This window comes from Chitinophaga sp. YR573 (assembly GCF_900110995.1).
In the GTDB taxonomy this organism is placed as follows: domain Bacteria; phylum Bacteroidota; class Bacteroidia; order Chitinophagales; family Chitinophagaceae; genus Chitinophaga.
On the sequence record NZ_FOJF01000001.1, the window covers coordinates 1,061,160 to 1,086,385 of the forward strand.

Sequence of the window (25,226 nt, forward strand, 5' to 3'; positions counted from 1 at the left end):
GTTAACCTTTTTTGTGCACGTCACCAGAGCCGGTCTTGCTGGAAGTCACCTGTGGGTTACCGTAATAATTCACGTCTCCTGAACCGGTGGTATTAGCTTCCAGCTTTGCGCTGACGTTGATGTCCGCATCGCCGCTGCCAGTAAGGCTTACTGTTGCGTTCTCTGCTTTTAGTCCTTTTGCTCTGAAATCTCCACTGCCGGTACCATCATATTCTATATCCCTGGTTTCTCCGGTAACGGTAATATCACCGGAACCGGTGATGTCTGCCTTTACTTCCGGGGTATGAATATTTCCTTTGATTTCACCGCTGCCGGTTACACTTAAAGTTATAGACTCCTCATTATCAATGGTATTTACCAGATGGATACTACCGGAGCTGGTCAGATTCAACTCGGTGATATTGGGTGCTGTCAGTTTTACCTTGATAGGATGAGACGTACTATAGGAGGTATTGTCCTTTTGCCTGATAGTCAATTCACCTCCATCCTCCTCAATGATAATATAAGGGATGATATTGTCATCAGCCTCTATCACCAGGGCGGTTTCCGGCCCCTGGGTCACGTATACGTCTACAGAGGAGTGCACTGATATCTTTTTATAACTACCTACGTTTTTGGTCACTGTAGTGACGTGCCCACTACCTTTTATACGTCTTCCTTCACAGGAAAACAGCGTCAAGGTTAACAGGATCAACGATGTACAATAAATTAAATGCTTCATTAGATAATGTTTATGGGTCTTTAAAATGGCGGATAACGGCTCGAAAATACAAAACTGATTGACATTGCCATACATAGTCATCATATTATTAAATTTCAGGGTGTGTAAGACTATTCTTATTTTCAGACTTGGGATTTGATATTAGGCCTTTATCTTTGCACCACCATGACAGAAAAGATACTAATCCTCGATTTTGGCTCCCAGTATACGCAATTGATTGCCCGTAGCATCAGGGAGCTGAATATTTATTGTGAAATCAAACCTTGTCTTCAACCGGTACAATGGGATGATACGATTAAAGGCATTATTTTATCAGGTAGCCCGTTCTCTGTGAATGATGCACAGGCCCCTTCGGTAGATATTGCAGCCATGGCGGCTAAAGTTCCGGTACTGGGGGTTTGCTATGGCGCCCAGCTGATGGCTAAAAATTTTGGCGGAGAAGTAGCTAAAAGCACTATCCGTGAATATGGCCGTGCTTTCATGGAGCATGACAACAGGGAAGAAAAGTTATTATACGATATCTCTGCCCGCAGCCAGGTATGGATGAGCCATTCTGATTCTATCGTGAAACTGCCGGCTGGTTTTGAAGTGATCGCCACTACAGATACCATCCCCGTAGCAGCCTTCAAGGCAGATAATATAGCTGCACATCCGTTGCTGGGTCTGCAATTCCATCCTGAAGTAACACATTCGCTGGAAGGTAAACTGCTGTTACGCAACTTCCTGGTACATATCTGCGGTTGCAAACAGGACTGGACCCCTGCTGCTTTTGTACAGGAGACTATAGAAAAGATCAAGAACCAGGTAGGTGATAAGAAAGTGGTGATGGCCCTGAGTGGTGGCGTAGATTCTACCGTAGCGGCAGAGCTGATCCACAAAGCGATAGGTAAAAACCTCTACTGCGTATTTGTGGATAACGGACTGCTCCGTAAAGATGAATATGTAACTGTACTGGACTCATATAAACATATGGGACTGAACGTAAAGGGAGTAAATGCACAGGACCTCTTTTACGGTGAACTGAAAGGTGTGAGCGACCCTGAAACAAAACGTAAAATCATTGGCCGCCTCTTCATTGAGGTATTCCAGCAGGAATCTACCCAGTTACAGGATATTTCTTTCCTGGGACAGGGGACTATCTATCCTGATGTAATTGAGTCTGTTTCTGTAAATGGTCCGTCAGTGACTATTAAATCTCACCACAACGTAGGTGGATTACCGGAAAAGATGAAGATGGGACTGGTAGAACCATTACGTTTCCTTTTTAAAGATGAAGTAAGACGTGTAGGCCGTGAGATAGGTATCAGTGAAATATTCCTGGGCCGTCATCCGTTCCCGGGCCCTGGTCTGGCTATCCGTATTTTGGGTGATATCACTCCGGATAAAGTAGCCATGCTGCAGGAAGCAGACGCCATATATATAGACGGACTGCGTGATGCAGGACTCTACGATAAAGTATGGCAGGCAGGTACTATCCTCCTTCCTGTACAGAGTGTGGGTGTAATGGGTGATGAAAGGACCTATGAATTTACCATTGCATTACGTGCGGTAACTTCTACAGATGGAATGACTGCCGACTGGGCACATCTTCCTTATGAATTCCTGGCAAAAATGTCCAACGATATTATAAACAGAGTGAAAGGTATTAACAGGGTGGTGTACGACATCAGTTCCAAACCGCCTGCTACTATCGAGTGGGAATAGTTTTTGATATTACAAAGGAAGCTCCGGACGGGGCTTTCTTTGTATAATGTTTGTTGGGAATGATTTTTGTAATTTAATGATCGCTATGAGTAAATCCAAAATATGCAGCCATCTTATTGCTGCATGCACGCTGGCTGTTTTGTTGTCTGCCTGTTCCGTCTCTAAAAAGACCAGCAAAACAACAAACATGCCGCCGCCAACTGTATCGAAACCTGTTCAGGAAGTAAAGAAAGACAACGGTAAAAAAGAAGACAAAGCAGCTCCGTTTAATGTGCCTGCTTTTGGACGTGAAGTAAAAAAAGTCGCCTACAACATTGCACTCTTTTCTCCACTGTATCTTGATTCCGTATTTTCCAATACTACCGAAATACCCGGACGTACACTGCCTCGTTACGTGTTACCCGGCCTTGACTTTTACGAAGGCGTACAGCTGGCGCTTGACAGTCTGCAAATGCAGGGTGTTAAACTGAATGTTGTAGTGTACGACAGCAAAGCAAGACAAAATAATCCCCAGACATTATTACATAATAAAGCACTGGATAGTACAGACCTGATCATTGCAGCGGTAGGTACTCCGGAGCTGAAAGAACTGAGCGATGTAGCCAGGGAAAAACAGATTAACCTGGTATCTGCTACCTATCCGAACGATGGTGGTATTAACAGTAATCCTTTCCTGCTCATTACCAACAGTCTGCTGAAAACGCATGGCGAAGCTTTACAGCAGTACTTACAGGATGCTTTTGCCACTAAGAATATTCTGATACTCTCACGTAATACTGCCCTGGAAAAACATCTGGTAGCTGATTTCAAAGCAGACTATGAGAAGACCACCAGTGCAAAGAAATCCCGTCTGCGGGAAGTTGTCTGGAGTGATGCAACTACTGATGCTGAGCTGAGTCAGTATTTAATTGCAGACCGTCCAAATCTTTGTATTGTAACATCACTGGATGAAACCAGCGCTAAAGATATCATGCGTAAACTGAGCGTACAGATGGCCACTTATCCTATCCAGGTATTTGGTATGCCTACATGGGATGTTATGAAGTTTAAAGAGCCTGAGTTTAAGGGAATGCAGATCTATTATACCTCTCCTTATTTCAATGATAAAACCGATGCGTATAGCCGTTATATCACTGATTATTTTAAGAGAGTGTATAAGTCGCGCCCTTCTGATATGGCATTCAAAGGCTTTGAGCTGACATGGTATTTTGTAAAACAGTTATCAGATAAAGGTGTTTATTTTAATGGCAGTATCAATGATCCTTCCAAGAGAGTATTCAGCAATTTTAATTACCAGCCCGTTTATCTAAAGGAAGGTGAAACTACTCCTGATTACTTCGAGAATAAGAATATTTATATTATTCAGAAGGGAGATAGCAGTGATGTTAAGATGAATATGCAGAATTAATGATCTTAATTATATGTTGGAAAGAGGGGCTTAGGTCCCTCTTTTTTTTTGCGCATTTATTTAAATCCTCTTAAAACTGCACAATTCTCCTCAGTAATTAGTATATTGTACTTATTTTTGCTTTATTATTGGAACATTATTCTATACTCTTATGAACCTGGGAAATAATAAAAAGGAAAGTACTACTGAGAACATCACGTTGGATGAGAAGGACATCGCTATCCTGCAACTGCTGGAAGAAGATGCTAAAATGACTATCCGTGACCTGGCAGCACGCCTTAACCTGAGTGCTACTCCTGTTTATGAACGCATCCGTAAAATGGAACAGGCAGGTGTGATCCGTCAGTATGCCGCGATCATAGACCCCAGCAAGATTGACAAAGCCCTTACTGTACTCTGTTATATTTCCCTGAAGGAACATGGTAAAAAAGCAGGTGGAAAGTTCATCAAAGAAATCATTGCTTTTCCTGAAGTAATGGAATGTCTGAATATCTCCGGAGAGTTTGATTTCATGCTGAAAGTGCAGGTAAAAGACATGTATGCCTATCACGAATTTAACGTGAACAAACTGGGCGAACTGGATAATATCCGCCACATGGAAAGTGTGTTTGTGATGTCAGTAATTAAAGCTACCCATAGAGTAGTGTATTAGATTAATTGTATGAATCGTAAGTATTTCCTGTCTGCGTTGGCTGTTACCGGATTAACATACCCTTCTTTCTCGCAAGTGCCTGCAATGGCAGCGCGCATAGGTATTCCCCAGGCAGCACCCCTTGTCCCCCCTTATCTCCAACCTGGTGATATTATAGGTATCACTGCCCCTGCTGGTCATATTACGCTGGAAGAAATTACACCGGCTATCCGCATCATGGAAAGCTGGGGTTTTAAAATACATGTAGGCAGTACGGTGAATAAACGTGACTTTTCTTTTGGTGGTACAGATGCTGAAAGACAACAGGATTTACAGGCTATGCTGGATGATCCTTCCATTAAAGCGATTATGTGTGCAAGAGGTGGTTATGGCAGTGCGCGTATTATTGATCAACTTAACTTTTTCAACTTTGCACAACATCCTAAATGGGTGATTGGATTTAGTGATATCACCGTGTTGCATTGTCATATCAACCGTCTCTATGGCATCGCTACTTTACATTCTAAAATGTGCAACAGTTTCCCGGATGATTTCAGCAAAGCAGAACCCATTGTACAGGAAACGATTTTATCTATCAAACAGGCCCTTACCGGGCAGCGGATGTTATATTCTTTGCCCGCAGATACACACAACCGTATTGGTACTGCCAGCGGTATTTTAATAGGCGGTAATCTTTCTATGATACAAAGTATCGCCGCTACTAATTCAGAGCCGGATACCATTGGTAAAATACTGTTCCTGGAAGAAGTGGGTGAGTATATGTACACCCTGGACCGTATGTTAAACAACCTGCAAAGATCTCACAAACTTGATAACCTCGCAGGGCTGATTATTGGTGGATTTAACCGTTTAAAACCCGATGATCCCGGAGAAGAATTCGGAAGGACAGTCGTAGATATTGTGATGGAAAAAGTAAAGGATTTTAAATATCCTGTTTGCTTTAATTTCCCTGTAGGGCATCAGAAGAATAACTATGCACTGAAGTGTGGCATCATGCATAAACTGGATGTGCAAAAAGATAATGTTATATTAAGTGAGTTAAGAGGGTAACATTATCTTTTTATTTACTTTTATATGCCAACGGTAAACCTATATCCTATGAAGAAAACACTCCTGTTTGTTTCTTTAATCATTCTTGCAGCCTGTACCAAAGAAGATAATATCACCATCAGTGATGGCACTTATGAAAGCAATGGTACTATTCTCGTAACCCCTGCAATCCTGTATACGAAAGATGGTAGTATTACTGATGTTAAAATCATCAGTGATTATCTGCAAAGGAAATCTCTGAATGGTATTTTTACGCTGAAATCAGGTAATGATACAACATCTGATAATGTATCCTTTGTTTTTAAAGGAACTACAGTTAGCAGAACAGATACAAGAACTCAATATGATGTAGTGTATAAGGAAGCGGGTTTTGCATTAATTGTAGAACAGGATACAGCATGGGCATCAGGCATTAATATGACTGAACTGAATTGCCAGAATGTTGCACTGAAGATCAGACAGAATGTTGCGCCACGTAATTGTTTATATACTGCTGTTGGACAATACTGTGGTTTTAAGCAGCAATTCCCCATCGTTAAAAACGGTAGCTCTCTGAATCTGCCTGTTATAAACTTTCATTTTACACAGACTTCTTCCTGCGAATACCGGGAACCCAATGCCTTAGACTTTTTCAATACAGATATACTGAGTGAATTACAGGCTACTGATACCCTGCTGGTACAGACAAGTACAATACCTTTATACAAAAAATAATAGCCCCCGTTGCTCGCTGATTTTTCATAATTTCATATACTGATGAAAAATAAAGCGCGCGGATGGCAAGTGATAACAGAATGGCTGGCTGCTCATGACAGGCAGCCCTTTGTGTTCCAGGAAGAAGCCTGGGAACATTATATTCAGGGTCGGTCGGGCCTGGTGAATGCGCCTACCGGTTATGGTAAAACATTCTCTCTTTTCCTGGGTTCAGTGATCGACTGGATCAATCAACACCCTAAAGACTACAAACAAAAAACTAAGAATGGCCTGCAAATGTTATGGATCACCCCGCTGAGGGCACTGGCCAAAGACATTGCACGTGCGATGATTGAAGTATTAGAGGAACTCGATATGCCCTGGCAGGTGGGTATACGCAGTGGCGATACACCTGTGTCTACCCGGCAACAGCAGAAAAAGCAGATGCCGGAGATATTGATTATCACACCGGAAAGCCTGCACTTATTACTGGGACAGAAAGACTATCCCAAAGTATTTACAACACTGACCACCGTAGTAGCTGATGAATGGCATGAACTGCTGGGCAGCAAACGTGGTGTAATGGTAGAACTTGGCCTCAGCAGGCTTCGGGGACTGGCTAAAGACCGAGCGCCATTACGGGTATGGGGCATCTCAGCGACTATCGGAAACCTGGAAGAAGCCCTGGATGTATTGCTGGGCAAACCGGATCCTACAGCTGTGATTGTGCGTGCAAAACTTGATAAGCAGATCGAACTGCAAAGCATACTGCCGGATGAGATTGAGAAGTACCCCTGGGCAGGACATTTAGGCACCAAACTACTACCTAAAGCACTGCCTATTATTCTCAACAGCAAGACTACCCTCATCTTCACCAATGTACGTTCTCAAACAGAAATCTGGTACCACGAAATATTACGGCAATGCCCTGAACTGGCTGGCGCTATCGCCCTGCATCACGGCTCTATTGATATGGAACTGCGTGTGTGGGTGGAAGATGCCCTGCATGAAGGTATTCTCAAAGCAGTAGTATGTACTTCCAGTCTGGATTTAGGCGTGGACTTCCGCCCGGTGGATACCGTAATACAGGTGGGCAGTCCTAAAGGCGTTGCCCGTTTTCTGCAACGTGCAGGCCGTAGCGGTCATCAACCGGGGGCTGTAAGCAAGATATGGTTCCTGCCTACGCATAGCCTGGAGCTGGTGGAAGCAGCGGCGTTGAAGGCTGCCATGAAAGAACAGCTGGTAGAGAGCCGTATGCCGGTGCTGCTGGCGTTTGATGTGCTGGTGCAATACCTGATGACACTGGGTATTTCTGATGGCTTTCATGCGGCTGAAATATGGGAAGAAATCACCAGCACTTTTTGCTTTCGTGATATGACGGAAGATGAATGGCAATGGACCCTCTCCTTTCTTACTACAGGTGGAGAAGCGTTGTATAGCTATGATGAGTTTAAAAAACTGGAAAGAGAAGATGACTTTTATATTTGCCGGAGTCGCCAGTTAGCCTTGCGGCATCGCCTGCATATAGGGACGATTGTGAGTGATGCCATGCTGAAAGTAAGGTTCATAAGCGGTGGGTTTATTGGTGTGATAGAAGAAGGATTTATTGCGCGGTTACAACCCGGAGATGCGTTTAGTTTAGCAGGGCATACGCTTGAGTTTGTGATGATCAAGGATATGACGGCGCTGGTGCGTAAATCTAAAGCCAGGCGGGCGATTATCCCCAGCTGGATGGGCGGGCGATTACCCTTGTCTGCTAATTTAGGGAGTGTGCTTCGTCGTACGTTTAGTGAGGCGATGTCCGGGAATACTACAGAGCCTGAGTTGAAGATTCTACAGCCGTTATTTAACCTGCAGGAGAACCTTTCTCATGTGCCTAAAGATGATGAACTGCTGGTAGAGAAGATCAATACACAGGATGGGTATCATCTTTTTGTATATCCTTTTGAAGGACGACTGGTACATGAAGTAATGGCTACCTTGCTGGCTTACAGGATCAGTAAACGTCAGCCTATTACTTTTTCTATTGCGATGAATGATTATGGGTTTGAGTTACTTTCTGATCAGGAAATACCAGTAACAGATGAAGATGTGCATGAGCTTTTTTCTCTGGAGAACCTGAGTACGGATTTGCAAACCAGTGTGAATGCTACAGAGATGGCAAGGCGCAAATTCCGGGATATTGCTGTGATTGCGGGACTAATTTTCCAGGGTTATCCCGGTAAGCATAAAGCCAACCGGCATTTACAATCATCTGCATCTTTACTGTTTAATGTTTTCCGGGATTATGATCCGCAGAATCTCTTACTGCGACAGGCATTTAATGAGGCTTTCTTTTACCAGATGGAAGAAGCCCGTTTGCGGGAAAGCCTGGAGCGGATTTACAATAATAAGATTATCATTACAGAACCTGCGCAACTGACTCCTTTCTGCTTTCCTATTAAAGTGGATAGTTTAAGGGAAAGTCTTACCAGTGAGAAACTGGCGGACAGGATCAAAAAAATGCGGCCACAGTTTTAATATATGGAAGATGTGATTTATAATTTCCAGGAACAGACCTGGCATTTATCCGCCCACCGGGCCATCTTTTGGCGGGAGGAACAGGCGTTGATTGTATCAGATCTTCATCTTGGTAAATCTACTCATTTCAGAAAAGCAGGGATTCCTGTTCCGGCTAATATTGGTCAGGATGATCTTTATCGTTTGCAATTGCTGATTACTGCGTATAATCCTGTACAGGTGATTATTGTCGGAGATATGTTTCATAGCAGTGAGAATAATGATGTGCCTTATTTTAAATTGTGGCGTCAGCAGTTTGCGCATATTAGTTTTAAACTGGTGAAAGGGAATCATGATATTTTAGGCGCGCATCTTTATGAGACGATGAATGTAGAAGTGTATGATACGCTTTCCATCAAAGAAATACATTTTGTACATGAGCCTTGTGATAGTTCGGATGGGTATACTTTTTCTGGTCATTTGCATCCGGGGTTTGCGGTAGCTGGTCCTGGAAAGCAGCGGTTACGGCTGCCATGTTTTTACTTTGGCAGGAACTGTAGTATTCTTCCTGCTTTCGGGAAGTTTACCGGTCTTGCTATGTTAGAACCGGAAGAAGGTGAAGCGGTGTTTGTGATTGCTGAAAACACTGTTTTAAAAGTGAATTAATTTTATGTTGATAGCCTACGATCCTATATATGCACATCCTTTACCGGAAGGTCATCGTTTCCCGATGGTGAAATATGAACTGATACCAGCACAGTTGTTACGCGAAGGAATTATCACGGAGAATCAGATTCTGAAGCCCGCTCCGCTGGAAGAAGATATTATTCTGCAAACACATACACTTCATTACTGGCGTCAGTTACAACAACAAACATTATCAGATAAAGAACAAAGACGGATAGGCTTACCACAATCTCCTGCATTAACATTACGAGAGATAACTATTTCCCGTGGTACTATTGATTGTGCATTACATGCTCTGGAACATGGCGTAGCATTAAATGTAGCTGGTGGTACACATCATGCTTTTGCAGACAGAGGTGAAGGCTTCTGCCTGCTAAATGACTTTGCCATTGCTTCTAATTATCTCCTATCTCAGCATCATGTAAAAAAAGTACTGATCATAGATTTAGATGTACACCAGGGAAATGGTACAGCAGCTCTTTTTATGGGTAATGATCATGTGTATACTTTTAGTATGCATGGTGCACATAACTATCCTTTTCATAAAGAAGTTTCTGACTGGGATGTACCTCTCCCCGATGGAATGAACGACAATGATTATCTGAGAACTTTACAGGATTGTCTGCCTGTATTGATTAATAAAGTAAAACCTGATTTTGTATTTTATCTCTCCGGAGTAGATATCCTGGAAACAGACCGGTATGGGAAACTAAAAGTCTCTGCACAGGGTTGTTTACTAAGAGATGAACTGGTATTTACTACGTTGAAGAAACATGGTATACCTTGTGCAGTGGCGATGGGTGGCGGATATTCTACCCAGATAAAAGACATTGTAAATGCGCATTGTAATACATTTAAAGCAGCGGGTGAGATATTTTAAATCAATGGAATAAAACTGGACGGAGCAATACTCCGGTATTGTTAGTATATATTTGTCAGGAATAAATTATCTTTTTATCTATGAAAAAAGCATTCATTGCAGGGTTAATCCTTGTCTTTACATCCCATATCCAGGCACAGACATTTACAACTACCGGACGTACTATGATCAACAATGCGGTAGACGATGGCAGTAATGCATTACAGGTGAATGGCACATCCATTATGAATGGTTATTTGAGAATCAGAAGTACAAATGGCCAAAATCCTATAATAGGAGGCAGAAACCCTTTATATCTTGATGCACGCAATTACACTAATAATTCCAGTAATATTGTCTTTACAAAAACTGATAGTAGCATTGCTGAAATAGGTACGGATGTATTTGCAAACGGGGGAAAAGACCTTTACATGATTGCGGGTAGTGGCAATGCGAACATTTTCATGATGCCATTTTCCGGCAATGGCAATGTAGGCATCGGTACTACAACACCTCAGTCCAAGCTGGCTGTTGCCGGGACTATTACAGCACAAAGGGTAAAAGTTACTTCTACCGGCTGGCCTGACTTTGTATTTCACCGGGATTATAAATTACCTTCTCTGCAGGAAACAGCTGCTTATATAAACAGTCATCAACATTTACCGGGTATTCCTTCGGCTGAAGAAGTAGAAAAAGACGGGCAGGATGTGGGAGAGATGAATAAGTTATTGTTGCAAAAGATAGAAGAGCTGACTTTACATCTTATTAAGTTAGAAGAAGAAGTTAATACACTGAAAGCGGGCAAATAGATTACCGCTCACACTCTTTTCAGTTTGTAAGGATATACCTTGCCTGATGCCCACTGCGCCACATACAGATTATGGTCACGGTCTACGCACACATCGTGCGGGTGCACAAATATTTTATCGGTCTGCGACATAGGCTGTAGTTGCCCGTTCACGTATGTCGGTTTACTGCCGCCAATATTGCTTACCACTTTGTTATGCTTGTCCAATATAGTCACAAATCCGCTGCCTTCTTTATTCATATCCGGAGACCGGAGTACTGCAGCATACAGGTAATCGCCCTGTACTACGGGACGGCACACGCATGCACCGGGCAGGTGGATGATTTCAAGCAATTTTCCTTCCGGGGTAAAGCGTTTAAAGCAATTACGTGTCCGGTCGGTTACCAGTAGCGAGCCGTCCTTACAGCGTGGATCAAATAAGATACCATGTGCATTGTCAAGGTGTTCATCACCGTTGCCGCGGCCACCGAAGTAGTTCAGCAACTGGCCCTTGCTATTGTATTGTAAAATGTATTGCTCGCCATAGCCGTCTGCAATGAAAATGTCTCCATTCGGAGCAATGGTTGTTTCGGTGGGCACAAATTTTTCAGGTTGAGTATACAGCCTGCTATCGACCGGTGCATCGATGGTCAGCAGTATTTCCCCTGTTAATGTGGTTTTATACACCTGGTGTTTCACCGTATCTGTTATATACAGGAATTCAGTACCGTTTTCATCATGCAGGGTCAGACCGTGTGCACCCGGAAATGCGTGGCCCCAGGCATCGAGCACCTGTCCTTTAGTATCATAAATCAGTACATTGTTTTTCGTTTCATTTGTGAGCAGGAAAATGCGCCCTTTCTTATCCTGCACCATCTCATGACAGTCGTTCACGGGATATTGCTGTGGGCTACATTTACTCCAGCTGGTGTCCAACGTATAACGTACGTCATTGTGGCCGTAAACCGGGCCTTCACTCCGGGCAAACAGGTTATTCGTCAGACATAAACCTCCAAGCGACAGGGAAGTATCACGAATAAATTGTCTGCGGGAAGTAGCTGTTTTAGCAGGTTGTTGGTTACTGTTCTGTTTCATATAAGGTGGTTACCGGGGCAGTGGGCTGCTCCTGTTTTAACGATTCCAGATAGGCTCGTTTTACGACAACGGCCGTTTTGTGTGCGCCAGTATGGCTCCAGCCGGGAGGCATAAAAATGTAGCGGATCTTATTCAGGATACCGGGGGCTCTCCATACATCCAGCGCCAGGTAATAAAACTCGCCAAAGTAGATGTCAAAAAAATTACGGTTGTTCACATCACGCGATACACCGTATTCAATGGACACATTGGCGTCTTCGTATTGAAAAGTTCCAAATACCCTATCCCAAATGTTCAGCAGGTTACAGAAATTGGTATCCATATACAATGGATTCTTTGCATGATGCACACGATGATGTGAGGGTGTTAATATCCATTTGTTTAAAAAACCCAGGCGCCCGTCCCTGATGATGTTTTCCCCCACATGAATAAAGCCACCCCAGGTGCCATCGATGAACATAATGAAAAACAACAGCGGTGGATTTACACCCGCCAGTGTACAAACCGTAGTACGGATCACATCGGCATAAGCGCCTTCCAGGAAGAAGTGGGCATAGCTAACGGAAAGATTCATGCTTTGGGGCATGTGATGCGTGGCATGCAGACACCAGAACAAACGCACCGTATGGCCCCAGTAATGATAAAGAAAATGGCCCAGCTCCCAGATAATATAGCCATAAATTAGCCAGTACCACGTGAATGAGGTTTTGAATAGCGCATACTTTTCAAACACCCCGATACAAACCGCTACCGCTGCAATGGAAAGGAAACGACCGATGGTCCGGTTTATTACAAAGATAATAAAGGGCATACGGTAGTCTTCTATCTTAAATCGCCTGTATGTAACGGCACGTATAATTTCAATTACCAGCAGGAGAGGAAGTATTGGGGAAACGGCGCCCAGTAAGCCGTTTAAAGTAAGCAGCACTTTATAGTTACCTGTCTGGTATATATCCAGCAGGGACCGCAGTCCCATGAATCCTATCAGTTCATCATACAGCGTGTGAAGCAATCCCATACGCAAATATTTAGTGTTATTAAGCTACTAAATAATTAGGACTAGCTTCCGTTTGATGCCGGCTTTTAATGGATCTTTACAATAAAATGAAAAAAAACAAACATAGTCTGCATACATAGTTGCCTGTATGTTTGTATAGTATGTATGGTTAGAGGCCGTACTGATAATAAGTTTTCGAGCCTGTCAGATTCAATCGTAGCTATTCCAATATTGTGATTATGTTAGCATTTTAATAAAAAAGGATGCTTATCTTTATTAACATGAAACGGACAATCCTTTTTGCCGCTATTTTAATGTTGAGTATGGCTGTAAAGGCACAGACAGCTTCATCTTTTGGAGCTATGAATGGCACGCAATCCGCCTTCAAACACCCTCAAAACGATAGCAACAATATCCAAAGGAAATGGTTTGTCACAAAATATGCTGGCGTTTCCACTGGCTTTGTAGCATTTAAAGGAGGGAGTGGTTCCTTCTTGTCGGTACCTTTGACATTGCAGATTAACCGTCAATTGACCAATAACCTGTATGCCTTCGCAGGTGTATCGGTGGCACCTTATATTTTTCATTACAACAGCATGCCTTATCAACCTGCGATTAACAAGAACAATAACTTAATGCAGACTAACAACCTTAGCGCTTATTCGGATGCGAAAATAGGCGTAATGTATATCAACAATGAAAGAACGTTCTCCATTTCCGGTAGTATTGGTGTAAGCAGAGGCGGCTACAATAGCTATTCTCCCTTTTACACCCCGGTTTATTCTGCATTACCCATTACACATTAATGTTTCTGTGCCTTTAAAAGTTTAACCCAGATCTCATACCCCTTCTCATTTAGATGAAGTCCATCAGGTTTAGCATACCTTATATCTAAATCTCCATTCTTATCTCTTAGAATGTTCTGAAAAACATCATTTATTTCTATCTCAATAGAAAGTTTTTATTAGCTATAGTTCGATGCCTCTACTTCTATATAATTATCCGGGGTATAAGTAACTCTCGCGAAATTTTTTGTAACTAGTTCTGTCTCTATTACTTTGCCACTTTGAAATTTTAATATTTTATGTCGCCAAATCTCATTTTTTCTATAAAAAAGGGAATCAATTTTTAAAAACTGGTGTTCTCTTTCTTCGATATGATAAGCATAATCAAGTTCTTTGTTAATCCTTAATTCTCCCTCCAGACATTTATCGGAGAACCAAAGATTAATTTGAAAGGTACATGCAGTATTATTAGTAAATTGATAATCTCTGTAATTATAAAATACTGTTGCACCGCTACCAAATGGTAAAACTCTTCCGTCATCAGGAAATGGATCAAATGAATGATGATATCGTTCTGTTACTGTCAATGGGCTATGGATAACTAACCAATGTATGAGATTCGATATTTGACAAATACCACCTCCAATTCCCGCTCTTGCTTCACCGAATGTTAATTCCATTCCTAATAAATACCCTTTTCGTTTTGTTGGTCGTCCTACAAGTTTACAAAACGAAAAAGTCTCTCCCGGCCTTATTTCTACACCATTTATTTTACTGGCTGCAATTTTAAGATTCGTAACCTTATTAATTTGCAACTGTTCATTATTCTCTCCTAGTTTTTTAAGCAAAACAGATTGATGTTTCTTGATTCGATATTCCAGTTCATCAGTTGATCTGAATGATGCATACTTTTTATTGTCAATATGCCATGTCAATTGTCTTTTGACGCGTTTGGTCCAAACAGAAATGAAATAAAATAAAGGATGTCGCTGGCTAAGTAATTTTTTAGATTTATTCTTCAATTTTAAATGATTTGCCTGCTTCTGTAGCAGATATTTTACTCTTGTAAATCATATAGTTTTGACAAACATACTGAGATTTTATTCTTTTATTGTTTAGTAAGTTTCCACTAGAGATGGGTGCCGGTTTTACGCCGGTAGTATTCGAAACTAGCCTCAGTTGCGTTTGACAAGATGCATAATATTGCCCAATAATTCTTGTGCTGCTTCGATCTCCTCTTTCTTAATTGAAATGCTCTCAATGTTAAACCCTACAGGAATATTCTTAGCATTGGCATAGTTAAGAATCTCAGTGGCTATATTAGTTGATGTATTTATAGATGCCTCCAGAATATCTTTGGAATGTTTCAAATCATTGTATAACCATTTGGGAACCTGAATCCCCAGCCACTCCATGAACTGCAATGTTTTGAATGATCCACAAGGAGCTAATGTGAAAATGACAGGAGCAACATTATTGCCTGTTTCCAGTGAATGGTAGTAATAATCTGACAGTAAATCTTTAGTATCATTCAAATTGTAAACACATTGAGACACAAAGAAATTACAACCATTATCCATCTTATTAAAAAGCCTGATGTGCTCATCTCCTTTCTTACTATGCCTCTCCGGGATAGTTACCCCGCCCAACAATAGTTTATTGGCAAACTCTTTTTTTATATTATAAGCATCAAATAAAGAAAAGTTCGTTGCTTCGATCTGCTGGTGAGAAGAGGCACCAACAAACACGACATATTCCAGATTTTCATTTCTGATTAACCAGTTTTGAAAATCCGTTTTTGTCAGGTTGGCGATACTTTTATATACGATTTTGGGAATGTTTAATTCAGATAAGAATTCTTTACCATAATGCTCAGGAGCAATCGTAGGTATAAATGAAAATGTTCTTTCCTTTTCTGTTCTTAATGATTCATCCTGGATATCATATAATATCAGTCCATCAATGTCGAGATATTTCAGCCGCTCAATCTGATTATTGGCAATAGTTAAAACTTTGTTTTCCTCAGTATTAATTTTAGGAGGTGTTAGGCTGTAAAAAACTAATCCTGTCTTTGCTTCTATGATTTTATCCCTTAGTGTTGTTTTTGTATACATTTTACCAAAATTTCAGATAATTGCTCTGCATTAGCTCAAAAGTAAAGAAAATATTAATATTTTTCAGATCTGATAATTTTGCTAATTAGGCATAGAGGGGTATATATCGCTACGTAGTATTGGGGAATTGTAGCTGATTTTTTCATGAAATTGTTGGGGCAAAAGAATTGATCCTTGAGAAGCAGGCCCGTAACGGGCTCAGAAGAGAGGAAAAAGAAAGGTCGGAGAATTCTCCGACCTTTTTGTTTTATGATCAGCCAGCAGCCGATTGTATTTTACTAATTGGAAATTCAAGTTTACAAATTTTTCCGGGAGAATGCCCTGCTAAGGATTTAACTTATTCCCCGCGTTTATCACTGCCTCATTCACCGCTTTCACCCTTTCAATATCCATTTTCTCTACAGCCCTGTCATAAGTCAGTATACCATTCACCTCATGTTCAACATCCGTCGTCTGCGTGTACACGGCAATACTTAAACCCTGATATCGCATCAACTGCTCCACCTGATCCATCAGAAGTACATACTTGTCAGTTAGTCTATCTCTGGTCGCCTCATAAGCATAAGCATTATTCTCTACCGGCCACATATGTCCCCGTACAAACAAACCGACGCCACCAAATTCACCAAGTGATGCAACGCGTTTGCCGTCAGGTTTTGAAGCACCATCCGGTCCAACATAAATATGCGTATCTACAAAGTCCCCATTTCCAGGATCTCCAGCTGCCTTTTGATAACCAGGATTATTATTAAATCCTGAATTGCCATTTACCAGTCTTGACGGATCGAGCTTTTTCACCCAGTCAGTCATCTCTTTTACATCAAAAGCGCCCCAATTCTCATTGAATGGCACCCAGGTAATGATAGAAGGGGAATTATAAAGATCATCGATCATGGCATGTAATTCCTTTCGGAAAACGCTTCTTACCTTTGCAGTGTCTTCGTGCTGATACCAGATAGCCGGCATATCCTGCCATATCAACAGACCAAGTTTATCCGCCCAATAATAGAAGCGTTTGGGCTCAGTCTTCATGTGTTTTCTGATTAAATTGAAACCCGCTTTTTTGGTAAATTCGATGTCGTATTTTAAAGCCTCCTCTGTAGGTGCTGTGAGAATACCATCAGGCCAATATCCCTGATCGAGTAATCCAACCTGCATCACAAACTTATTATTCAACAGCGGTCTTATCACCCCGTTCACGTTACCAAGTTTAATATCACGCATACCAAAATAGCTCTTGATCTCATCAGTGAGATTCCCTTTGTTATCGGTCAGGACGATGGTAAGATCATACAGAAATGGGCTATCTGGCGACCATACCTTGGGATCCTTTATCGGAATATATAATTTCGTTCCGGAGCGTCCTGAGATCTCAGACACCATTTTCTTTCCATCAAATGCAGTAGCCTGCACCAGTGCTGCATCAGCATCTACAAATACTTCAAGTCTGTTGTTTACCAGATCAGGTAGTAGCCGGATGTTTTTAATGTAATGTTCACTTACCGGCTCCAGCCATACACTTTGCCAGATGCCTGAAGTAAAAGTATAATCTCCCCGCGGACCATTCTTACCGGAGGGTGTCCTGCCATCATTTGTATCATGCGCCGCAACGACGATCGTATTGGTACCTGCTTTTAGAAATTTTGTGATATTTATATGAAAAGAACTATAACCACCGGAATGTGATCCTGCTTTTTCTCCATTGACAAATAAGGTTGCATCATAATCAACCGCATCGAAATTTATAATGATCTGTTTGCGATTCCAGGCAGAAGGAATTTCAAATGTCCGGCTGTACCACATATTTATCTCCTGATTACGCTCAATGCCTGAAAGGACTGACTCCGGACAGTAAGGAACCAGTATTTTTTCGGTTTTATCACTAAAATTCACCGGCTTAACGGGGGATAAAGCGCTGGCAACGTGTTTACCGCCAATATAATCCCATTTCCCATTTAAACTCATCCATTCCTTGCGTTCCAACTGAGGACGAGGGTATTCCGGAAAAGGAGCTGTTGATTCCATTGCAGCCTTTGTCCATTGGGTAGGTAGTTTCAGTTGCTGCGCTAAAGAAGTTTTAACAAAGACAGCATGGAACAGTATAGGTCCCAAAAAAAGCAGACATTTTTTTGTTGTCATTAGAATATATTGGTAAAGGTTACACTTGAAACAAAATACATTTTTTTCTTCAATATCAAGATACTCCTACTACGCTGTCACGGAACGGCCCGGATATCATCATTCTGCTTGTCAGCCCTTCTGGATCTACAAATACGGTGATACCACCTTCAAAGGGGAGTAAAGCAATTTCATAGATGGGTTTATCATTTTACGTTTTAATAGCCATAAGTTAAGTCGCGCTTTTAATATATGGAAGAATAGTGTCTCTAATCAATAAGACACATTAACAGGTACTCAGATTCTAAGAAGTATTGTTAAGAAAAGGGATCGAACAGGTATTGATAAGGTTCATCCTACGTTCATCCTACGTTGCGAACGTAGGATGAACGTAGGATGAACCTTATCAATACCTGTTCGATTCTACTTTACATAGGGTCTTATTATAATCTGTGAAGGTGTATCATACTGCTCACGGATCATTTGAAGCCATCTTCAAAAGCAATTGAGGCGATTTAATTACCTTAAACAAAAAAACCGGCTCCGTAAGAGGTTCCTTCACAGGATACTTCTTACGGAGTCGGTTTGAATGCGATATTATATTACGAACTTAATTCTTAATCCGCTTCTTCAGCAAACTTACCTGATCCTGTAAATGGCTAACCATATCTGCCAGGTGGTTTACGCTAAGGCGGCTTTGCTGCCCTGATTTGCTGATTACAGCATCTGACTGCCAGAGTTCCAGCACCTCGTCCATACCCACCGCATAAGGCTCAAATTGGGGGTTATCGGAGACCAGGGTGATCTTTCCCTTAGTACGGTTACTCTTGAGGATACGTTTGTACACAATCCCTTCACGGGTAGTCACCACCACATACGCTTCGTTATTGCGGATCTCTTCCCATCCATCTACCTTGTGACAAACAATCACAGAACCTGATGGTGTAGGTAACATAGAGTCTCCGGCTATTTCAAAAGCACGGTAACTACCTGCACCCATCATCGGTAAGGTAAATGTGTTCAGTTCTTCAATGAACTCATCATCATTATATCCCGCCAGATAACCCGCAGCTGCTTTTACCGGTACAAACTCTATCTGCTGCCTGTCATTAGACATTTTCAGCTGACGGCGCTTTTCCAGGAAATTCTCCTTCTGAGATCCCACATCACGACGTAATAAGTCGTCAATGGATACACGGAACATATCACTTACCAGTTCCAGTACTTCCGTACGTGGCTCTGCACGCTCTTCTTCATAAGCTCCAAGCAGGGAACGTTTGATCCCTAATTTATCAGCAAACTCTTGCTGAGTCCATCCTTTCTGCTTACGCAGGAACTTCAAATTGCGGCACACTACTGACATAATCTAAATAATTTAGTACATTACTAACAAAATTAGCATATAATTTTGGTAATAACCAAATATATTCCGGTTGGGTGACTTATTTTTGCGCGGTAAATCCAACTCAATATTTATGCATAACACTTTGTTACTTATTCACTCGCTGTTAAGATGGGCTATTTTGCTGGCCGGCATCTGGGCCGTTCTTCGTGCTTTTATGGGCGTTAGCGGTAAAACACCTTTTACAGGCGCTGATAAAAAAGCAGGTCTTTTCTATATGATCTTCTTTGATCTGCAGTTACTGGTTGGCCTGGTGCTTTACTTCGTAACCAGTCCCGTAGTACAAACGGCATTGCAGAATATGAAATTTGCGATGAAAGATAGTGTACTCCGCTTTTATGCTGTAGAACATATTACAATGGCAGTGATTGCTTTTGTACTGGTGCATATTGGCTATTCCAAAGTGAAAAAAGCATCTACTGATGCAAAGAAACACAAAACTGCTCTCATATTTTTCGGCATCGCGCTGATCCTGGTATTCCTGCTTATTCCATGGCCGTTCCGCGTTGCAGGTGGAGGCAGAGGCTGGCTGTAATAACGAACTAAAGCGGGTGTATACTTTGAGTATACACCCGCTTTTATTCACCCCTTATCCGTATTAAACAACCGGTAAGAGTAGATATAAGGCAATGCGGCCAGTATTGCCCCTAAAAATATCAGCAGGAACACTCCCGTTACCACCGGCATGAAGAACCCCGCGATAATGGTCACAAACCCTGCACAGATCCACAACGTACCCGCCATCTGATGCGTTTGCCGCCAGATATCAGTACTCTTTAACGTCCACGTCGTTCTCACCCCCACAAAATAATTAGGCTGTAACCTTCTCAGATAAAATCCTATCCCTGTTATTAAAACGCCTACCCCGGAAAATACCCATCTCTCCATTACAAACGGCCGGCCCTGACTAACCATAAAAATGATCACACCAGTAAATACGGCCAGATAAATATGGATCAGGAAACGAATCCGGTAATACTTAGCCTGCAATACGTTCAGCGGTTCGCTACTGAGCGTAGGCTCTTCCACATGAGGCATATAACGGAAGAGAAAATATAACACCAGATTGGTAAGGAAAAGGAAAATCATCAATAACAGGAAGTCACTCTTGAGACCTACCCGTTCAGGAACACCTTTGATGCTGAAATTTGTAGGGATGATATCAGGCAGTGATGGCCATATAATACCCAGGTAAACCATGGGTAAAAGTAATAACAACAATAACAGCAACTCTTGGCCAATATCAGGCTTTTTCATGGAAAAGTGTTTTTGTGTAAGAAGATCGATCAAATACTATACCCGCATCTATACCCTATTGTTCTAATCAGATTGTTATTGTTTAGTTATAGTACTAATATTTTTAGTTATTGCTAATAATATTAGTAGTTTTGATAAAAAGAGCCACATCCGGTTACTTAAGAAAGAACCATTTGAATCGCTTAATCTTCTTCCCTGACAAATCGGGTGATGGCCATATTTTGATTATGATCACTTTACAACACAGGTCCATCGCCCATTTCGATATGGATAGCTTCTTTGTGTCTGTAGAATGCAGGGAAGATAACAGTCTGAAAGGGAAACCACTACTTGTAGGCGGCCTGGGAGACCGTGCAGTAGTAGCTGCCTGCAGCTATGAAGCCCGCCGATACGGCATCCACTCTGCCATGCCCATGAAAACGGCGCTTAAACTATGCCCGCATGCACTGATACGCAAAGGGGATATGGAACTATACAGCAACCTCTCCCGGGAGATTACTGATATTATCGCGGAAAAGGCTCCTCTGTATGAGAAGTCATCCATCGATGAATTTTACCTGGACCTTACCGGCATGGATAAGTTCTTCGGTTCCATGAAATGGACTGTAGAATTACGACAGCATATCATCCGTAAAATGAAACTCCCCGTTTCATTCGGACTGGCATCCAATAAAATGATTTCCAAAGTGGCTACCAACGAAGCCAAGCCTAACGGGCAGAAGGAAATCATTTTCGGTGATGAGAAATCATTCCTGGCGCCTATGCCTGTAGAGAAATTACCCATGGTGGGAAAAGAGACCGCCGGACAACTAAGACGACGTGGTGTGGAAACAGTAAAAACACTGAGTGAAATACCCGTAGCACTGCTGGAAGCATGGCTGGGGAAAAACGGGATCTCATTATGGAATAAGGCAAATGGGATCGATGAATCTCCGGTAGTACCCTTTCATGAACAAAAATCTATCTCTACAGAAAGTACCTTTTCTACAGATACAATAGACATGCAGTTCATTCATGCTGAACTCGTACGTATGACGGAAAAGATTGCCTTCGAATTACGACAACAGGATAAACTGACCGGTTGTGTGACTGTAAAAATCCGTTACTCCGATTTCGAAACGGTTACAAAACAAATGACCATCGCCTATACAGGATCAGATCACGTACTCCTGGCCAAAGTAAAAGAACTGTTCAATAAACTATATGACAGACGGTTGCTGATTCGCCTGATAGGCGTACGTTTCAGTCACCTGGTGCAGGGAAATTACCAGATCAGCATTTTCGATGATACACAGGAAATGATTGCACTTTATCAGGCTATAGATCATATTAAAAACCGCTTCGGATGGCAATACCTGATGAAAGGGACCAATGCTGCGCCGCCAGGTAAATCACGTAAAAAAGAAACTCCTCCTGTAACGCCTTTTCCCAGAAAAACAAGATAAATATGTATCTGAACTGCAAATCATTTTTCAGCTTGCGGTATGGTACCATCAGTACTGATAACCTAGTAAAACATGCCCGTGAAAACGGCATCACTTCTCTGGCACTTACCAATATCAATATCACTTCCGATACCTGGAACTTCGTAAAAGAATGCCGGAATAATGCTATTAAACCTATCATAGGATTAGAGTGCCGCAATGAACATGATTTCAAATACATCCTCCTGGCACGTGATATGAACGGCTGGTTTCATATCAACCGTTTCTTATCAGAACATCTGCATAGAAAAGACCCTTTCCCCGATCGTGCTCCTTTCTTCCCCGGAACATTCGTTATTTATGCCTGGGGATGTATCCCTTTACCAGAGCTGGCGGAGAATGAACTGGCAGGTATACGGCCAAGAGAGATCAATAAATTGTTTCGCGTAGATACATTAACGCATAAAGATAAACTGGTGATCTTACAACCTGTTACTTTTCAGGATGAAGCACATTATCAGTTACACCGGGTATTACGTGCTATAGATCAGAATATCCTCATTACTCAGTTATCTGATCATACTACTGCAAAACCGGATGAATGCCTGATTACTCCGGGAGAATTATTTGATAAGTATGAACAGTATCCTCATATTATTGCTAATACATTAAGAGTAATAGATGCCTGTGAAATAGATTTTGATTTCAAAGTACCACGTAATAAAAAATACTTCTTAAACAGTGAAGCAGAAGACCAGGCGAAATTACGTGAGCTGGCTTATGAAGGCATGCTGAAACGTTACGGCCCTGATAATGATGAGGCAAAGGAACGTATTGAAAAGGAATTAAAAGTAGTACAGCAGCAACACTTTAACGGTTACTTCCTCATCACCTGGGATATCATACGATTTGCACAGGAAAAAGGATTTTTCTATGTAGGTCGTGGCAGTGGAGCCAACTCCATCCTGGCTTATTGCCTGGAGATTACAGACGTAGATCCTATCGAACTAAAACTTTATTTTGAAAGATTCTTAAATCCATACCGCAGCTCTCCTCCCGATTTTGATATAGACTTTTCCTGGCGCGACAGAGATGAAATTATCGACTACGTATTTAAGACGTACGGTGATGAACATACAGCATTATTAGGTACAGTGACCACCTTTCAGGAGAATGCGACTATCCGTGAATTAGGGAAAGTATATGGTTTACCCAAACATGAAATAGATAAGATACTGGATACCCCTTTTGCCATTGATCTGAAAGGAGATAATGTGCAGGCGCAGATTTTACAGTTCAGCCAGTTAATGGCCGGAAAGAAGGCATTCCCAAATCACCTGAGTATTCACGCTGGTGGGATACTGATCAGTGAAGATCCTATTCATCAGCATTGCGCTACTCATATGCCACCCAAAGGATTCAGCACTGCACAACTGGATATGCATCAGGCAGAGGCCATCGGGTTATTTAAATTTGATATTTTAAGTCAGCGCGGACTGGGACATATACGCGATGCTATTGGTATCATCAAAGAGAATCATGGAGCAGATATAGATATCCATGATGTAAAATCTTTTATGCGCGATCCGCTCATTAAAAAACAATTAAGCACGGTTAATACCATTGGTTGTTTCTATATAGAATCTCCTGCCATGCGTCAGCTGTTACTGAAACTGCAATGTGAGGATTACCTGACACTGGTAGCTGCCAGTTCTGTGATACGCCCTGGTGTAGCACAATCCGGCATGATGCGGCAGTATGTACACAACTTCCGTAATCAGGATAAAGTAGTCTATTTGCATCCCATCATCAAAGATGTATTGTATGAAACATTTGGGATCATGGTATACCAGGAAGATGTGATCAAGATCGTACATGAATATGCAGATATGGACCTTGCAGATGCAGATATCCTGCGCAGAGCAATGGCAGGGAAATACCGGGGACAGGGGGATTTTCAGAAGATAGAAGATCAGTTCTTCGGTAACTGCACAAGACTGAATCGTCCACCGGAAGTAACGAAAGAATTATGGCGGCAGATCGCCAGCTTTTCAGGCTTTTCCTTCTCTAAAGCACACTCCGCCAGTTTTGCGGTGGAGAGCTATCAGAGCCTCTTTTTAAAAACATATTATCCCGCAGAATTCATGGTAGCGGTGATCAATAACTTCGGTGGTTTTTATAACCGGGAATTATATTTTCGTGAACTGCAAAAAACAGGAGTATCCATACAAGCACCCTGTATGAATAACAGTGATTACTATACGAGAATAACAGGAAAAACGGTGTATACAGGTTTCATTCATATAGAAGGGCTGGAACAAAAATGGGTAGAAGATGTACTGCAGGAACGTGCTACCTATGGCTTGTATAAAAGCCTGGAAGACTTCACCACACGTATAGCTCCTCCTCCTGAACAACTGGATATACTCATCAGGATTGGTGCTTTTGGTTTTGATACCTATACCAAAAAAGAATTGCTGTGGAAAAGCAGTCTGCTGCTTAGGAGCAAGGTACCTGATCATATACAGCCACTCTTTGTGGAACAACTGCCCGACTGCCAGTTACCTATGCTTTCTTATTACGAACATGAAAATGCTTTTGATGAAATTGCGTTACTGGGATTTCCTTTGTGTTCTCCTTTCAGCCTGCTGCATCATGAGCAAAACCATTATATCCCTGCAAGGGATTTTAAACGGTATAAAAACGAAACAATTTCCACGCTTGGTTACTTAGTATGCACAAAAGGTATTCATACCGCTAAAGGCATTCCTATGAGCTTTGGTACTTTTCTGGATGCAAATGGAGATTTTATTGATACGGTACATTTCCCGGATATACTCAGAACATATCCTTTTCAGAAAGGCGGGTTTTATATACTGCAGGGGAAGGTAACAGAAGAATATGATGTGTATACGATAGAGGTGAGTTATATGCGGAAGATCGGATACTTTGAGGATAATTGAAAAAGGATGGC

21 protein-coding genes are annotated in these 25,226 nt (G+C 41.8%); 13 read left to right on the plus strand and 8 right to left on the minus strand.

From position 1 onward, the window contains the following. Position 1 precedes the first annotated feature (1 nt). The gene (locus tag BMW86_RS04470) at positions 2-721 is read right to left on the minus strand and encodes a head GIN domain-containing protein (protein WP_177189149.1); all 720 of its coding nucleotides are present in this window, start codon (positions 719-721) and stop codon (positions 2-4) included. A 165-nt stretch (positions 722-886) separates the two neighbouring features. On the opposite strand from BMW86_RS04470, the gene guaA reads away from it, so the two are divergent. The 9 genes from guaA to BMW86_RS04515 all read left to right on the plus strand — a co-directional run bounded on the left by guaA (position 887) and on the right by BMW86_RS04515 (position 11,082). Continuing rightward, positions 887-2,425 carry a glutamine-hydrolyzing GMP synthase gene (gene guaA, locus BMW86_RS04475; protein ID WP_089779356.1) on the plus strand — a complete coding sequence of 513 codons (1,539 nt, stop codon included), beginning with the start codon at positions 887-889 and terminating at the stop codon, positions 2,423-2,425. 85 nt (positions 2,426-2,510) lie between these two features. Further along, positions 2,511-3,833, plus strand: coding sequence for an ABC transporter substrate-binding protein (locus BMW86_RS04480; RefSeq protein ID WP_177189150.1), 1,323 nt, complete (start codon positions 2,511-2,513; stop codon positions 3,831-3,833). A gap of 151 nt (positions 3,834-3,984) precedes the next feature. Continuing rightward, a complete protein-coding gene (locus BMW86_RS04485; protein WP_089779360.1) occupies positions 3,985-4,485 on the plus strand; it encodes an Lrp/AsnC family transcriptional regulator in 501 nt (166 codons plus the stop codon). 9 nt (positions 4,486-4,494) lie between these two features. After that, a complete protein-coding gene (locus BMW86_RS04490) occupies positions 4,495-5,535 on the plus strand; it encodes a S66 peptidase family protein (protein WP_089779362.1) in 1,041 nt (346 codons plus the stop codon). Between the two features lie 48 nt (positions 5,536-5,583). Beyond that, positions 5,584-6,249, plus strand: coding sequence for a hypothetical protein (locus BMW86_RS04495; RefSeq protein ID WP_089779365.1), 666 nt, complete (start codon positions 5,584-5,586; stop codon positions 6,247-6,249). A gap of 42 nt (positions 6,250-6,291) precedes the next feature. Next, complete coding sequence (locus BMW86_RS04500; protein ID WP_089779367.1) at positions 6,292-8,748, plus strand: ligase-associated DNA damage response DEXH box helicase; 2,457 nt, start codon at positions 6,292-6,294, stop codon at positions 8,746-8,748. Positions 8,749-8,751: 3 nt separating this feature from the next. Beyond that, the gene (pdeM, locus tag BMW86_RS04505; protein WP_089779369.1) at positions 8,752-9,393 is read left to right on the plus strand and encodes a ligase-associated DNA damage response endonuclease PdeM; all 642 of its coding nucleotides are present in this window, start codon (positions 8,752-8,754) and stop codon (positions 9,391-9,393) included. Between the two features lie 4 nt (positions 9,394-9,397). Beyond that, positions 9,398-10,294 (plus strand): histone deacetylase family protein, encoded by an 897-nt coding sequence (locus tag BMW86_RS04510; RefSeq protein WP_089779371.1) that lies wholly within the window; start codon positions 9,398-9,400, stop codon positions 10,292-10,294. Positions 10,295-10,374: 80 nt separating this feature from the next. After that, complete coding sequence (locus BMW86_RS04515) at positions 10,375-11,082, plus strand: tail fiber protein (RefSeq protein ID WP_089779374.1); 708 nt, start codon at positions 10,375-10,377, stop codon at positions 11,080-11,082. An 8-nt stretch (positions 11,083-11,090) separates the two neighbouring features. Here the strand turns inward: BMW86_RS04515 and BMW86_RS04520 are convergent, their stop codons facing one another. Next, complete coding sequence (locus tag BMW86_RS04520) at positions 11,091-12,155, minus strand: NHL repeat-containing protein (RefSeq protein ID WP_089779376.1); 1,065 nt, start codon at positions 12,153-12,155, stop codon at positions 11,091-11,093. Then, the gene (locus BMW86_RS04525) at positions 12,139-13,173 is read right to left on the minus strand and encodes a sterol desaturase family protein (protein ID WP_089779377.1); all 1,035 of its coding nucleotides are present in this window, start codon (positions 13,171-13,173) and stop codon (positions 12,139-12,141) included. Before BMW86_RS04525 ends, BMW86_RS04520 begins: the two co-directional genes overlap by 17 nt. Positions 13,174-13,433: 260 nt before the next feature. On the opposite strand from BMW86_RS04525, the gene BMW86_RS04530 reads away from it, so the two are divergent. Further along, the gene (locus BMW86_RS04530; protein ID WP_143056483.1) at positions 13,434-13,958 is read left to right on the plus strand and encodes a hypothetical protein; all 525 of its coding nucleotides are present in this window, start codon (positions 13,434-13,436) and stop codon (positions 13,956-13,958) included. Positions 13,959-14,116: 158 nt separating this feature from the next. On the opposite strand, the gene BMW86_RS04535 is transcribed toward BMW86_RS04530, so the two are convergent. From BMW86_RS04535 to BMW86_RS04550, 4 genes are all read right to left on the minus strand, one after another. Then, the gene (locus BMW86_RS04535) at positions 14,117-14,959 is read right to left on the minus strand and encodes a VanW family protein (protein WP_177189151.1); all 843 of its coding nucleotides are present in this window, start codon (positions 14,957-14,959) and stop codon (positions 14,117-14,119) included. A gap of 153 nt (positions 14,960-15,112) precedes the next feature. Continuing rightward, positions 15,113-16,051 carry a methylenetetrahydrofolate reductase gene (locus BMW86_RS04540; RefSeq protein WP_089779381.1) on the minus strand — a complete coding sequence of 313 codons (939 nt, stop codon included), beginning with the start codon at positions 16,049-16,051 and terminating at the stop codon, positions 15,113-15,115. A 324-nt stretch (positions 16,052-16,375) separates the two neighbouring features. Then, positions 16,376-18,163: a glycoside hydrolase family 2 protein gene (locus BMW86_RS04545; RefSeq protein WP_255372845.1), complete on the minus strand. Its 1,788-nt coding sequence runs from the start codon at positions 18,161-18,163 to the stop codon at positions 16,376-16,378. Between the two features lie 616 nt (positions 18,164-18,779). Next, on the minus strand, positions 18,780-19,532 hold the full coding sequence (locus BMW86_RS04550) for an XRE family transcriptional regulator (protein WP_089779385.1): 753 nt from the start codon (positions 19,530-19,532) through the stop codon (positions 18,780-18,782). 112 nt (positions 19,533-19,644) lie between these two features. On the opposite strand from BMW86_RS04550, the gene BMW86_RS04555 reads away from it, so the two are divergent. Beyond that, on the plus strand, positions 19,645-20,106 hold the full coding sequence (locus BMW86_RS04555; protein ID WP_089779387.1) for a hypothetical protein: 462 nt from the start codon (positions 19,645-19,647) through the stop codon (positions 20,104-20,106). A 47-nt stretch (positions 20,107-20,153) separates the two neighbouring features. Here BMW86_RS04555 and BMW86_RS04560 read toward each other — a convergent pair whose 3' ends face one another. Beyond that, on the minus strand, positions 20,154-20,828 hold the full coding sequence (locus tag BMW86_RS04560) for an SdpI family protein (protein WP_089779389.1): 675 nt from the start codon (positions 20,826-20,828) through the stop codon (positions 20,154-20,156). Between the two features lie 227 nt (positions 20,829-21,055). Here BMW86_RS04560 and dinB point away from each other — a divergent pair, with 227 nt between their 5' ends. Together dinB and BMW86_RS04570 are read left to right on the plus strand one after the other, a co-directional pair. Further along, complete coding sequence (gene dinB / locus BMW86_RS04565) at positions 21,056-22,273, plus strand: DNA polymerase IV (RefSeq protein ID WP_089779391.1); 1,218 nt, start codon at positions 21,056-21,058, stop codon at positions 22,271-22,273. 2 nt (positions 22,274-22,275) lie between these two features. Further along, entirely contained in the window at positions 22,276-25,215 is a 2,940-nt protein-coding gene (locus BMW86_RS04570) for a DNA polymerase III subunit alpha (protein ID WP_089779393.1), read from the plus strand. Positions 25,216-25,226: the final 11 nt, after the last annotated feature.